The organism is Pseudomonadota bacterium, from assembly GCA_039196715.1.
Lineage (GTDB): Bacteria > Pseudomonadota > Gammaproteobacteria > CALCKW01 > CALCKW01 > CALCKW01.
On record JBCCUP010000099.1, the window covers coordinates 1 to 14,067 of the forward strand.

Annotated in this window: 9 protein-coding genes; 5 read left to right on the forward strand and 4 right to left on the reverse strand. The window is 63.3% G+C overall.

All coding sequences use genetic code 11. The annotated features are described in order from the left end of the window. The 4 genes from AAGA11_20840 to AAGA11_20855 form a co-directional block, all read left to right on the forward strand. Window positions 1-433 (forward strand): phage tail sheath C-terminal domain-containing protein (locus AAGA11_20840; protein MEM9605322.1); only part of this gene is annotated, 433 nt, incomplete at its 5' end. A gap of 63 nt (window positions 434-496) precedes the next feature. Then, window positions 497-928: a phage tail protein gene (locus tag AAGA11_20845; GenBank protein MEM9605323.1), complete on the forward strand. Its 432-nt coding sequence runs from the start codon at window positions 497-499 to the stop codon at window positions 926-928. After that, window positions 925-1,395, forward strand: coding sequence for a phage tail protein (locus tag AAGA11_20850; protein MEM9605324.1), 471 nt, complete (start codon window positions 925-927; stop codon window positions 1,393-1,395). The genes AAGA11_20845 and AAGA11_20850 overlap by 4 nt, the downstream gene beginning before the upstream one ends. 81 nt (window positions 1,396-1,476) lie before the next feature. Then, window positions 1,477-1,992 (forward strand): hypothetical protein, encoded by a 516-nt coding sequence (locus AAGA11_20855; GenBank protein ID MEM9605325.1) that lies wholly within the window; start codon window positions 1,477-1,479, stop codon window positions 1,990-1,992. Window positions 1,993-2,421: 429 nt separating this feature from the next. On the opposite strand, the gene AAGA11_20860 is transcribed toward AAGA11_20855, so the two are convergent. After that, window positions 2,422-3,162 (reverse strand): MipA/OmpV family protein, encoded by a 741-nt coding sequence (locus AAGA11_20860; protein ID MEM9605326.1) that lies wholly within the window; start codon window positions 3,160-3,162, stop codon window positions 2,422-2,424. A gap of 856 nt (window positions 3,163-4,018) precedes the next feature. Here AAGA11_20860 and AAGA11_20865 point away from each other — a divergent pair. Continuing rightward, window positions 4,019-5,683 carry a hypothetical protein gene (locus tag AAGA11_20865; protein ID MEM9605327.1) on the forward strand — a complete coding sequence of 555 codons (1,665 nt, stop codon included), beginning with the start codon at window positions 4,019-4,021 and terminating at the stop codon, window positions 5,681-5,683. 126 nt (window positions 5,684-5,809) lie between these two features. Here AAGA11_20865 and AAGA11_20870 read toward each other — a convergent pair whose 3' ends face one another. From AAGA11_20870 to AAGA11_20880, 3 genes are all read right to left on the reverse strand, one after another. Continuing rightward, on the reverse strand, window positions 5,810-8,770 hold the full coding sequence (locus AAGA11_20870) for a hypothetical protein (protein MEM9605328.1): 2,961 nt from the start codon (window positions 8,768-8,770) through the stop codon (window positions 5,810-5,812). A 6-nt stretch (window positions 8,771-8,776) separates the two neighbouring features. After that, complete coding sequence (locus tag AAGA11_20875) at window positions 8,777-11,758, reverse strand: NACHT domain-containing protein (protein ID MEM9605329.1); 2,982 nt, start codon at window positions 11,756-11,758, stop codon at window positions 8,777-8,779. 53 nt (window positions 11,759-11,811) lie between these two features. Continuing rightward, window positions 11,812-14,067: hypothetical protein (locus AAGA11_20880; GenBank protein MEM9605330.1), on the reverse strand; the 2,256-nt coding region annotated here is incomplete at its 5' end.

Below are 14,067 nucleotides of genomic sequence, written 5' to 3' on the forward strand. Positions count from 1 at the left end.
GAACGTGCCGCTCGGCGGCAAGGCGGTCAACGCCATTCGATCCTTTAGCGGTCGCGGCGTGCTCGTGTGGGGCGCGCGGACGCTCGACGGCAACAGCCAGGATTGGCGCTACATCAACGTGCGCAGGACGCTGATCATGCTGGAGCAGTCGATACGCGCTGCAACCGAACCCTTCGTGTTTGCGCCGAACACCTCGTCGACCTGGGTGACCGTTCGCACCATGATCGAGAACTTTCTTCATAACCAGTGGAAGGCCGGTGCCCTGTCGGGTGCGACACCGAATGAGGCCTACCGCGTCGAGGCTGGGCTCGGCTCAACCATGACGGGCAACGACATCCTCGACGGATACATGCGTGTGTCCGTGCAGGTTGCGGTGGTGCGACCCGCAGAGTTCATCGTCATCACCTTTCAACAAAGAATGCAGGTAGCCTGATCCAATACGAAAAGGAGCGTGACCATGGCGGATACCGGTGACAAGCAGGGGGCGACGTAGCCGCTGCCCAGGTTTTATTTCAGTGTCGATCTGGGGGATGCCGGGAAGATTCCGTTTCAGGAAGTCTCGGGGCTGGACACCGAAGCGGAAGCAATAACTTACCGAGCCGGTGACAGCACGGCGTTCCCTGTCATCAAGATGCCGGGGCTCGTCAAGACCAGCACCGTCACCTTGAAGAAAGGCATTTTTGTCAACGACAACCGCTTCTGGTCGTGGTTCAAGCAAATCCAGATGAACGTGATCACCCGCCAGTCGGTGACAATCAGCCTGCTCGATGAAGAGGCAAAGCCCACCATGGTGTGGAAGCTCGCCAACGCGTGGCCGACCAACATCACCGGCACCGACCTGACACCCGACGGCAACGAGGTTGCCGTGGAAACACTGGAACTCGCGTACGAGTCGCTCACGATTGGGAACGGAGACGAAATCGGATGAACGACCATCCGCCAGCCGCGTTTGGGTTTTGTGTGCACATCGTCGACAACCCCACTGGCGAAGGTGGCAGCTTCCAGGCTATCTCCGGGCTTGATGCCGAGCGCGGTGTCACTGAGGTGGCCGAAGGCGGTGAAAACCGGTTTGTGCACGCGCTGCCCGGGCGCGCAACATCGCAGATGCTCACCCTCGAGCGCGGCGTGGTCTCCGCCGGTTCACCGCTCTTTGCCTGGTGCAAAAAGACGTTTGAACGGGGTATGAGCGAACCGGTCACGCCTCAATCGCTGACAGTGGAGCTGCTTGACCCTGAGCACACGCCGGTGATGGCGTGGTCCCTGTCGGGTGCCTGGCCGGTCACGTGGACGGTGGGCACGCTCCGATCGGAGATAAACGACATCGCGATCGAAACACTCACGTTGGCGTGCTCGTCAATCTCACGACACGGTGTCGGTGTGCCGCAACGTGATTGATGCGCCGGCGCGTAGCCAGGAGTGCTTGGGCCGCGTATAGGTCTTGAACGCATGGCGAGGAAGGAGGGAAGCGTGATAGCGATGGCGGTTGTCGCCTACGCAGACAGTGAGCTGAGCGCTGACGTTGGTGAAGTCACCCTGTCGGTCAACCCCGAAACGATCACCCGCACATCGGTCACGGGATGGGTTTCTGCCTACGAGCCGGGTGCCACGGGTGCGGTGGAACATCCCTGCACGCCGGAATCGGAAGACCTGTCCTTCGACTTCGTGGTGGATGCGACCGGGGTGGTGCCGGGCGTCGCCAGCGTCCGTGACGAGATAGACCGCTTCAGGACCCTCGCGTACGCCTACGACGGCACGGCGCACCATCCGAAATGCCTGACGCTCACGTGGGATGACCAGGCATTCACGGGTGTGCTCGTCAATCTCTCAATAGCGTACGAGCTGTTCTCGCCAACGGGGGAGCCACTGCGCGCAACGCTGTCTGTCACGTTCAATCAGCACCACACGCCACAGGATCTGGCTCGGCGAGCGGAAAAGACGTCAGTAGACCTCACGCGAGTGCAACCCGTATCCGAGGTGCCGCGTCGCCGGTGAGGGTGTGGATTCCGTACACACCGCAACCCGTCACCGGCAGTTCGACCAAGGGGCGGGGGCGTCGCCTCTCCCATCGACCTGCAAGCGCCTGGCTGCACAGTCCGGCACGTCGATAGCCGTCGCCACCGAGGCAGGTCACTTCTTCAAACCACGGCAGGTGCCGAACCCGCAGTCGTGGTTGCCTCGGAGCCCGTAGGCAACACCCGAGCCCGACGCCAGGCTGATCGGCGCCCACCGCACACGGGCGGTGGGTGGAGTTCAGGGCTGTCTGGCGGCGTGGCATCGCAGACATGGCCAGTCAAGCAAGAAACGGCTGATAAATGCAAGCCTGGTAGAGTGCTGCCTCGAGGGGCTGCACCCGTACAGCAAAGCAACGCCAGAGCGTGTACGCGTTCCGATCACGCTAACAGCCGAGACGTGCTTGCGGGATCAAAACTGCCAGAGCAGGACGGCGCCGACTTCCAGTTTGTAGTCGTCCACGGCGAGCGGGCTTTTCTGGATTTCACTGCTGTAGAACTCGGTGCCGAGTTTCGTGATGAACTGGATGTTGTCGGTGAGGATGCGGCGGTCGGTGATGAAAAAACCGGTGGAGCGCAGACCGCCGTCGAGTGTGGTCTCGGCCAGACCGGAATTGGCGGCGTCTTGGGCGCTCACGCCAAAGCCGCGGTTGAAAAAGTCGGCGTCACCGTAGCTCAGGTACAGCCAGGCTTCGGTACCGGAGCCGTCGGGTGCGTCGGAGAAGCGGTGGCCCGCGGTGAGCTCGGTCCACCAACCGAAATCGGACGGCCCAGTCAGGAAGCGGGCGGCCACCCAGTTCTTCCACGCCGGTCCGAATGCGTGCTTCGTCTCGACGAACACCGAAACCACCGCGTCGCGTTCCTCGATGCCTGCGAGGAAGCCGTCGTCCGAATCGTCCGGCGCGAGCCCGTCTTCATAGTAACCGCCGGCGGTGATCAGCCAATCGGGCTGACGCAGGTAGCGCCAGGCGATCTCGACACCCTCCTGGTACACCATCTGGTTGCCGAACCGGTACTGGTTGGTGATGTTCGGGTCGAACTCGGTGCCGTAGTTGTCAGAGCCCTCGTAGGCGCCCTCGTACTCAAGGCCGATGCCGTAGCCACCACCCCAACCCGCGCCGCGGGTGAAGTCCGGGATCGACGGCAGGGGCACCAGCGGGGCAGCCGTGTCGGCGGCAGTGGCAGCGCCGTGTACAAGACCGAAACAGAGGAGGGCAGTTGGTATCACATTGCGGAGAGTCACACGCGTGGACCTGTGGTTGAGAAGGCGGTGGTGCGGCCCGACTCAGCAGTCGTCGGCCACACGGGAAGCGGGTATAGCACCGGCTTCGGGGCCGGGATACGGCCACGAAGCCCGCACCACGCCGTGGTGCCGGCCACGTCGCGCGGAGGTCTCACCGTGTGGGACAGATGCCCGACCCCACTCGCAGACCGGGTTGGCGTGGTGCCGTGGGGGGGGGCTGCCGTTGGCTGTGTGTCCGGTGCAGGTGCGAACCGGGCTCACATCGGATCATTCCGGCGACACGGCATCGCGGTCTTCGGCGTTGTCTGAGTGCTTTGAACAGACCGGAGGTGCGTGCCGTTCGTGGCGACGGACCCCGCGTGTGGCTGCGTTGATCAGACTGGGCTAGCCGGGTTGATACAGAGGCGGCGACCCGGCGGGTATTACGCAACGTCGGCAAGGCCGAAGCCGCGCTCTACCTCGGGCCTGTTGACCGTCGATCGCTGGGTACGTGTGGCCGCCACTGTGGGGAGCGTTGTTGGTGTGCTGCTGAGGAGAATGTGTCCTGTACTCACTGGCACTGACCACGCGCCAGCATGGTTCTGTGAAAGCGACGGCTCGGGGTTGTTGGCGTCTGGGCGCAATCGGTGCCTGTCTCCGGATGCTCCCGACTTGCTGACTGCTGCTTCAAGTCGGTCAAATCAATTCGCGTACTGACAGCACCACCCTACCCAAGCGGTTGCCGCAGCGAGTAGGCTTGGCGCAACACACAGTAAGGGGCGAAACCATGCGGTTCCTGGTTGGGCTTGTGGCTGTCATCGCCGTGTCCGCGACGGCGGTTCACGCCTACGATCTCGGGCCATTGAACGCCTTTGTCACACCGTCTGAGCAGGGCAACTGGCGCATCGTCGATGTCGGCGATGCGGCGGTGTTTGAAAACCGGAGCGTGCCCGGCGACATCAACTTCGCCTACGTGTTTTCAGACCCGGCGGACGAGGGCCGGCGCGACATCTCGGTGGACGTGGGGGTGCTGAACGGCGACCGCTACGCGAAAGCCGGGTTGCTGTACGGCTTCGAGTCGGACCCGCGCACCTACTTCATGTTCACCGTGTCCGCCGACCGCACGGTCCGCCTCGAATACCGCAGCACCTCGGGGTGGGAAGAACCGATGGCGTTTTCGCTCGGCGACCTGGACCCAACGGGCGTCAACCTCGCGATCCGCGAGTCGGGCAACGAGATTGCGCTGATCGTCAACGGCCAGGAGAAGGCCGCGTTCGGGAACGGCCGCGTCGGGCGGGGCGGTGTTGGCATCGTGGCGGCAGGCATCGGGCAGTTTGCGTTCAACGGTTTTAAGGTCAACGCAGCGCAGGCGGCGGCAACGCCCGCCGACGATGCGCCGACACCGCAACCGGACCGCCGGGTTGCTGAAGCGGACGCGTCGCCAGACGCCTCGGCCTCAGCATCCGCCATGGATGGCGTGTTGCACATCAAGCCGGTTGAGCTGACCGACGCACACGGCTTTGAGAAACCCATCCCCGCCGCGACCACCTTGATACCGGCATCGTGGACCTTCAACGGCCAGGTGCAGTACTCGACCTCGCCCTGCGCGCGGGAGCCCAAGATGGTGTTCAAGGCGGCGTCGGCCGACGGCAAAGTGTCGGTCTCGATGCTGCCGGCGTTTACCGTGAGCTGGTCAAGCCTCGGTCAGTCGACGGCCTGTCCGTTCCACCGCGCGCTGCGCGCCGAGGACATGATCCAGCCCGTGCTCGGCAACCAGTTGACCAACCCGAAGGTAATCGAGATCAACCGCGACCCGGCCATGACCGAGCAGCTCGCGCGCGCGGCGCAGCGCTCGCCCCGATTCAGCCAGTACGGTGACCACCTGGTTGCCACCATCGAGCACGACAACGACGGTGAGCGATACCGCTCCCACCTGATGCTGTTCACGCAACACCAGCACACCGTGCAACCGATGGCCTACGGGTCGCCTGCAGAGATTACGGTGACCACCGTGATGCCGGTGGTCTACGACGCACCGAAGAGCGAATTCGGCAAGCCCGAGCACACCGTCGCCCAATCGCTGATCTTCAGCAGCTTCCAGCGCGACCCACAGTGGTCCGCCCGCATCGGCAAGGGTCTAAAGGCCATGGCCGACGACGACCGCCGCACGGCAGAGTCCATCGCCAAGATGCGCCGCGAGACAAACACGTTCATCGCGTCCCTCAACGCGTCATCCCGCGCACAGGCAGACGCCTCCAACGACCGCAACCACCGCCGCACCCTCGAAATGCTCACCGAAACCCAGACTGTCCAAACCAGTTCAGGCCCCGTCAGATTACCGGCCGGACAAGCCTGGCAAGCCGCCAATGGCAGCCTGTTCGTGTCGCAGAACCCGAATTTCAACCCCAGCAGCGTTGGGATTTCTGCGAAGCGGTTGCAGGCGGTTCGGTGAGGTGTTGAATAGCGTTAGCTCGATCTGAGGTGGGGCTTGACCAGCGGCATGCAGAGCGGTGAATGTCCACTGTCTTCGATGCGTGTTCTCAAACGGTGCCATTCCAGTGTGCTGTGTACACGATGTCTATTTGGACACCTGGGTTGGCTCTTTCTTCAGTGCCGCTTCGGCGTCGGTGAGTTCGGGAAGGCGGCGGCCGTAGCTGTGATCGCGGATGAGGGTAGCGGCCTTGTCCAGTGCGTCGCGGTCACGGAACAGGCGGGCGCGGGTGAGGTGGGTGTCGGCGAGGAAGAGCGGCATGGGGCCGCGCTCGGCGATCAGTTGGGCTTCTTTGAGGTGTTTGTCGGCGAGGTCATGCTCGCCTCGGACGGCGTGGTAGAGCGCGGCGGTCAGCAGGCCTCTTGGTAGATCGTCCGCATGTCCAGAGGCGCGAAGGCCGTTGGCGGCTTGGGCGACTTGCGGCAGGTCGAGCGTCGGTTGTGGCAGCGAGTTGGCGAGGATTGCGCGGATCAGCCTGACCCGGGCGAGCGTCAGGTGGTCGAGGGCGATGTCGAGAAGCGATGCATTGTTTTTAATTGCCCATCCCAAAGTTGTCGTCGCCCGGCGTTCCACCTCGGCAAGCGTCTCTGCGTGCTGCGCTAACGCTCCGGCACCGGACTGGTCCAGCAGCTGCTGCCACGCCGCGTGTTCGGCAGGGGCCAGCAGCCAGTCGCAGTATTGGAAACCTCGCTGCGAATAGAGCAGGTCATACTGCGGCTGCCTCTTCTGCTGCATCCCTTCGGCCTCAGCGAACAGCGTGCCGGCCTCGTTACGCTCACCCGACTGGTGCAAGGCGTCCGCTGCCGTGGTGCGTAAAGCCGTTCGCTCGAATACCTCGCCGCTCTGGTCGGCGTGGCTGACCGCCTGGCGGGCCGCGGTCACCGCGTCCGGCACGTGGCCCAGTGTCAGCTGCAACTCGCTGAGGTTGCCGGCAGCTCTCGCGGCCTGATTCCAGCTCTCCTGCTGAACAACCCAGTCCAACCCGGCCTGCATCGGTTGCAGCGCTTCGGTCAGGCGGCCGAGGGCGCGGAGGCAGACTGCAGCCTGGCTCAGCAGCCAGGCCTGAGCGGCTTCGCTCAGATTTAGTGACACCTTGCTCCACGGCCTGGATGTCGAACGGTCGAAGAAGGCCGCCACCGCCGCGAGGTCGGCCCCGATCGCGCCGAGTTTTCTCACGCTGTAGAAACCGTCGCTGCCCGTGCCGCGGAGGATGCGGTCTCGATAGACGTCTGCTCGTGCCTCTTCATGCCGTCCGGCGAGGCAGCCGTGGGTGACGGCTTCGTAGAGTGGTGCCAGGCCGTCGATGTCGTCCGGGCGGTGTGGCGTGGTCTCGCAGAGGTGGTCAAACAGCCGCGAGTGGGCTGCCATGAACGCCTCTGGCAGTTGCTGTTGCAGCTGCTTGGCGAAGTACTCGCGGATCAGCGGGTGGCCATCGAGCGCGACGTCGGCTTGTGAGCCTGAGTAATCCTCGCCGCCACCGTGCGACAGCAATTCGTTCTCGATCAAGGTATTCAGCGCCACTTCGATATCTAACGGCTCTGCCGCACAAAGGAGCTCTGTCAGGTTGGGAATGGGGGGCTGGGCGCACAATGCACCAAAACCTCCGGGCGTCATCGGTTTCTCGAAGAGCCCCATTAAACGCAAAATGGCCAATTCGAGCTGGTGCGCTTCATCGCCCGACAGCAGCCAGGATTCGTATTTCGCCATGACCCGTTGTGTCGAACGGCCCTGGTGCAGCTTGTCAGCCTCGGTGATTCCGATTTCGCGCCATTTGCGCAGGTCTTTACCGTAGCCTCGGGCCAGCAGTCGGCCGAGCTGAAGCATTGACAGGGCGTGGCCGCCGAGGGCCTCCCACATCGCTTTGATCTCGTCGTCTGTGCCGATCAACTGGAGGTGCCGTATCAGATTTACGGCGGCGTCCAGCATCAGCTTGTCAAGCTTGTGCTCTTGCTGTGTTGGGAAGCTGTCAATGTTGCTGAGGTGCTCGCGGGTGGTGACAATGCAGAGGCCGTTGTTGTCTTGAGCCAGGCTTTGTAGCAAGGCTTCAAGGGCGTTGTCCTTTAGGCGGCCAGCTTGCCCAGACCGGTCCGTCGGTGGGTATTGCAGAGGCTCGATACCGTCCAGCACGAGCAGCGTTTTGTGCCGTCTGCTCAGGTTAGCGAGCCGTTCGCCGCGTTCCCACTCGGTGCCGAGCGTCGGATCTGGGTCGCCGAAGAAAGTCAGTGCCTCGTTGATGAATAGAGCTGATGAGGATTGACGGGTATCGCCGGAGCCCTGGGAGTAGAAACTCCAGTCGAAGTAGCGTTCTACGTCTGGCCACCCCCTGGCTATCATCCGCGTCGACAACCACTGGGTAACCAAAGCGGTTTTGCCAACGCCGCCCCAGGCAACCAGGCTGAGCACATGGGTGCCCGCGTCCGCCCAAGCGTTGTCAATCAGTGCCAGCTCGTCCTCCCGTCCAAAAAACGAGCGGGCTGCGTGGCGCGTGAGGCGAGACGGTGAAATTGCCTTATTCTCACCAGGTGTGATCCCGAAACGCACGCACACGTCAGCGACAATCTGTGCACACCGAAGAGATTCACTTTTCAGCGTATCCGCGTGTTTGCGGGCAGCGCGCAGTGCGTCGAGGTGAGCCCGCTGGGGGAAATCTGGGGCCTCGTGTCCCTCGATGCCGTACACCAGCACGTCGATTTTTCGTTGCAACGCAAGCCAAGGTTCCCACTGGGCGTAGGTGAGCCGTGTGACATTGTCGTTCGTCAATTTGTCGGGCAGGTGCGCGAGAAAGGCATCTCTCGATGTGGTTGAAAAGAAATCATCCACCGACTCGCTTGATACGGTTGATCCTGGGTCTTCGCCTGCGATGTGCAGAACCAAGTCGCAGGGGGCTATCAGCGCATCCAATTTGCGCAGAGTGTCGGTGGCCGTGTGGGGAAAGTCGGGCTGCACAACAACATCGAATCCGGCGCGCGTGAGTGCGTCTCGCAGGTCTGCTCGCAGCGCTTCGTGGTCGCGATTGGCCACTGAAATGAAGAGGCGTTTCCTAGTCATGATGCGCTAGCTCTCCAGTGCAGCCTCGGCGTCGGCGAGTTCGCCAGCGCGTCGGCCGTAGCCGTGTTTGTCTATCAGAGTGCGAGCATTTGCCAACGCTTCTCTGTCCTGAAACAGTCGTGCGCGGGTGAGGTGGGTGTCGGCGAGGAAGAGTGGCATGGGACCGCGCTCGGCGATCTGTTGGGTTTCGCTGAGGTGCTTGTCGGCAAGGTCTTGCTCGCCGCGGACGGCGTGGTAGAGCGCGGCGGTCAGCAGGCTCTTAGGCAGATGGTTCGTTGCGCCAGCGGCGCGAAGGCCACCGACGGCGTCGGCGACCTGCGTAAGGTCGAGCGTCGGTTGTGGCAGCGGGGTTGCGAGGATCGCGCGGATAAGCCCGACCCGGGCGAGCGTCAGGTGGTCGAGGGCGATGTCGAGGAGAGAATCTCCCGGCACTCGCCATTCGAACATCTTGTTCCCGCGCCGCTCCACCTCGGCAAGCGTCTGTGTGTGCAGCGCTTTCGCACCGGCGACGGACTGGTCCAGCAGCAGCTGCCACGCCGTCTGTTCAGCCGGGGCCAGCAGCCAGTCGCAGTATCGGAAACCTCCCAGTGAATAGAGCAGTTGGAACTGTTGCTGCCTCTTCTGTTGCATCCCTTCGGCCTCTGCGAACAGGGTGCCGGCCTCGTTGCGCTCACCCGACTGGTGCAAGGCGTCCGCTGCCGTGGTGCGTTTGCTCATTCGCTCGAATGCGTCACCGCTCTGGTCCGCGTAGCTGACCGACTGGCGAGCCGTGGTTACGGCGTCCGGCACGCGGCCCAGTGTCAGCTGCAACTCGCTGAGGTTGCTGGCAGCTTTTGCTGCCTGTTTCCAGTTCTCCTGCTGAACAAGCATGTCCGACCCGGCCTGCATCGGTTGCAGCGCTTCGGTCAGGCGGCCTAGGGCGCGCAGGCTGACTGCGGCCTCGTTCAACATCCAGGCCTGATCGTCTTTCTTCAGTTTTGGCGACACGGTGCTCCACGGCCCGGATGTCGAGCGGTCGAAGAAAGCCGCCACCGCTGCGAGGTTGGCTCCGATCGCCCCAAGTTTGCTCGAGCTGTAGAAACCGTCGATGCCCGTGCCACGAAGGATACGGGCGTCGTAGACCTTGTGGTTCGCCTCACTATGCCGTCCGGCGAGACAACCGTGGGTGACGGCTTCATAGAGTGGCTGCAAGCCGGGCAGCGTTTCCGGCTGGTGTTCAGTCGACTCGCACAGAAAATCGAACAAGGCTGAGTGCGCGGCCTGAAACGCCTCTGGCATGTTCGTTTGCAACTGGTTAGCGAAGTACTCGCGAATCAACGGGTGGGCGTCGACGGTGCCGTTGTCGCTCTGCTCGATCAATTTGATCTCTTTCAGTCGCGCCAGCGCCATTCGCCAGGCTCTGTCCGGTTGCTGCTGCCAGACATCTGTGAAGCCCGCGATGTTGCTTGTTCTGATCGCATTGAGACAGGCTGCGGCGGCTGGTCGGTCGAACAACCCGAGCATGCGCAAGATCGACAGTTGCAGTTGCGCGCTGTCGTCGCCTGATTTGAACCAGCTTTCGTAAGCCTCGATGGCTTTGAAAGCGTGGCCATAGGGGCGCGTGGCGTCGTTGACGTACTCGTGCTCGGCGTCGGCGAGGCGCATTGTGTCGCGGCGGCGGATGTCGCCGTTTTCGGTCAGCCGCAGGTACTGGCCAATCAAAAAGAGCGTCAGGGCGTGGCCACCGACCTCGTCGCTCGCCTTTTTAAGTTCTTCGTCGTCGGGCGCAATCGTGGCGGCTCCAGCGCGCGTGGCCCCGGCGTTGAACAGCACTTGCGCACCGGCCAGCGGTGAAAGAACGCTCAAGTCGTGGTCGATGGCTGCACGGCCATAGTGCTGCTGGATCTCGGTGACCTTCTCGCGCGTGGTGATCAGCACCAGGCCCGTGTTGCGGGCCACCAGCCCGCGCAGCAGCGCCGCCATGCCGGCGTCCTTCAGTGCGCCTTGCATGGCACCTGGCGGGTATTGCAGCGGTTCCAGTCCGTCAAGTACCAGCAGGGTTTTGCGGTCGTTGATCAGCTGCGCCAGGCGGGTGGCGCGTTCTTCCGGCCCGCCCGCTGTGGGATCGGGGTCGCCGAGGTCACTCAAGGCTTGGTTGATGAAGAATTCGGCCGTGGCGCCGGATTGATCGCGTGTGCCCTGGCTGTAGAACGACCAGTCGAGCACCCGCTCGGCGCCGCGCCATTGTTTGAACGCGAGCTCGGCCATCCAGGTGGCGACGAGTGAGGTCTTTCCCTCGCCGCCTTTGCCGCGCACCACGACCAGGTTGATCTGCGGGTTGTTCCAGGCGTCGTCCAGCACAGTGAGTTCGCCGTCTCGGCCGACCAGTTGTTCGGCGCTGTGTGTCAAGCGCGTAGGTGGCACCTCGATCGGTTGTTCCAGTGCCGGCAGGATGTCAACGAGATCGCGCAACACGGCGGAGCTCAGCCGTTCCGGGTTGAGGAACTGGCCGCGATCGTGTCCGAGCGCGGTGATGCGGTTGTAGTGGTCGCGTTGGGCCGACTCCTGGGCGGCATCTTGCGTGAAGCGGTCGGTGCGCGGGCATTCGCAGACAGACTGGTCAAAATCAGTCGGGCGGTACACGAAGATCGGGCGTTGATGGTAGAGCGCGAGGTAGGCTTCCCATTGCGTGTATGACAAGCCCGGTTCAGGCTGTGCAAGCGCGGCAGCGAGCGGCGGCAAGGTATCTGGCAGGTCGGGGTAGGTTTGCAGCAGCGTCTCAACAGCACGTGATTCGGGTATGGCACCAACGGCTTTGCCGATCAGGTGCACCACGCCGTCGCAGGCGCGGATGTAGTCGTCGAGCTTCTGCAAGGTGGTGCCGTCGGCGACGATGAATTCGTCTTGGACCGCAACATCCAATGTTGGTCTTCTCAGGTCACCCGCCAACAGCTCGCGGTAACGTTCGAACTCGCTGCTGACGGCGGACAGAAAGAGTTTTTTATTCATGCTCGAGTCGTGTCTGGTTGCATGCTGGTGTGCAATGCGGCTTTGTTGGTTGTTCAGCCCGTCCAGTGTTCAGCTGCCGCCTCGGCATCGGCCAGCTCGGGGAGGCGGCGGCCGTAGCCGTGTTCGCGGATGAGGGTGGCGGCTTTGCCCAGTGCTTCGCGGTCGCGGAACAGGCGGGCGCGAGTGAGGTGATTGTCGGCGAGGAAGAGCGGCATGGGGCCGCGCTCGGCAATCTGTTGGGCTTCGCTGAGGTGCTTCTCGGCAAGGTCTAGCTCGCCACGGACGGCGTGGTAGAGCGTAGCGGTCAGTAGGCCTCTTGGCAGATGGTTCGTGGCTCCAGCAGCGCGAAGGCCGTTGACGGCGTCCGCGACCTGCGATGAGTCGAACATCGGTTGTAGTCGGGGTTTTGCGAGGATTGCGCGGATCAACCCTGCCCGGGCGAGCGTCAGGTGGTCGAGGGCGATGTCGAGCAACCGGTCCTCAGCTGTGACCCAAGCCAGCGTTGTTGTCGCCCGCCGTTCCACCTCGGCAAACGTCTGTGCGTGCAGCGCTATCGCTCCGGCACCGGACTGACCCAACAGCAGCTGCCACGCTGACTGCTCGGCCGGCGCCAGCAGCCAGTCGCAGTATTGGAAACCTCGCAGCGAATAGAGCAGGTCGAACTGCGGCTGTTCTTTCTGCTGCATTGCTTCAGCTTCGGTGAATAGAGTGCCGGCCTCGCTACGCACACCCGACTGGTGCAGGGCGTATGCTGCCGTGGTGCGACAAACTATTCGCTCGAATGCCTCGTCATTCTGGCCGGCGTGGCTGATCGACTGGCGGGCCGTGGTCACGGCGTCCGGCACGCGGCCCAGTGTCAGCTGCAGCTCGCTGAGGTTGTTGGCAGCTCTCGCTGCCTGTTTCCAGTCACCTTGCTGAATATCCATGTCCAACCCGGCCTGCATCGGTTGCAGCGCTTCGGTCAGGCGGCCGAGGGCGAGGAGACGGAATGCGGCCTGGTTCAGCAGCCAGCTCTGAATGGCTTCGCTCAGGTTTGGCGATACGGTGCTCCACGGCCCGGATGTCGAGCGGTCGAAGAAGGCCGCCACCGCCGCGAGGTCGGCTCCGATCGCCCCGAGTGTTTTCGAGCTATAGAAGCCGTTGCTGCCTGTGCCGCGGAGGATGCGGTCGATGTAGACCTCTCCGCACGCCTCCTGATGCCGTCCGGCGAGGCAGCCATGGGAGACGGCTTCGTAGAGTGGTGCCAGCCCGTCGATGTCGTCCGGGCGGTGTGGCGTGGTCTCGCAGAGGTGGTCGAACAGCCGCGAGTTGGCGGCCTTGAACGCCTCTGGCTGTTGCTGTTGCAGCTGCTTGGCGAAGTACTCGCGGATCAGCGGGTGGGCGTCGATGGCGTCAGGCGAGACTGAAAGCAGTTCAATGTCGCACAGGCGTTTAACCGCGATGTTCCACTGTTGCGGTGTCAGCGTCACGAGCGTTTCGGTCAGCCCGTCAATCGCGGGTTCTGCCCGCAGTGCCTCAAGGCACCCCTTGGCCATCGGCCGGTCGAAGAGACCAGTCAGCCGCAGCACGGCCAGTTCCCGTTGTCGGTCTTGTCCACCGCTTTGCAGCCAGCGCTCGTAGGCGATCATCACCTTGAAGGCTGAACGGCCCTGGTGCTCCTGGTCGGCCGCTTCGAACTGCACCTCGCGGTAGTGGCGGATGTCGCGGTCTTCGTAGGCGTCGGCGATAAAACGCCCGAGCAGGCTGAGCGTCAGTGCGTGACCCCCCGCGTCCCGCCAGGCGTCGTGCAACTCCTCTTCCGTGCCGACAATCTGCAGGTGTCGTAGCAGGGAGACCGCTGCCACTTTGGCCAGCTTGTTGAGCTGTTGCTCTTCAGTGGTAGCGTGCGCCTCGAGGTCGCTCAGGTGCTCGCGTGTAGTGATGACGACCAGGCCCGGGTTGTCGGCGGCGAGTTCGCGCAGCAGCGCTTCGAGCGCCGAGTCTTTGAGCCGTCCAGCCTGGGGGTCGTTGGGCGGGTACTGCAAAGGTTCGATGCCATCGAGGACCAGCAGCGTGCGGTGTTGTCGAATCAGCCCGGCGAGGCGCTCGCCGCGTTCGTGCGGGCTGCCGACTGTCGGGTCAGGGTCGCCGAAGAAGTCGAGTGCCTTTGCTATGAAGAGGTCGGCGGAGGTCTGGCGGCTCTCGCCGGTGCCCTGACTGTAGAAGCTCCAGTCGAAGTATCGCTCGACGCCGGCCCACTTGGGGTCACTCGCGGCGAAGCGGGTTTGCACCCAGTGAAACGCCAGGGACGTTTTCCCGGCGCCGCCCCA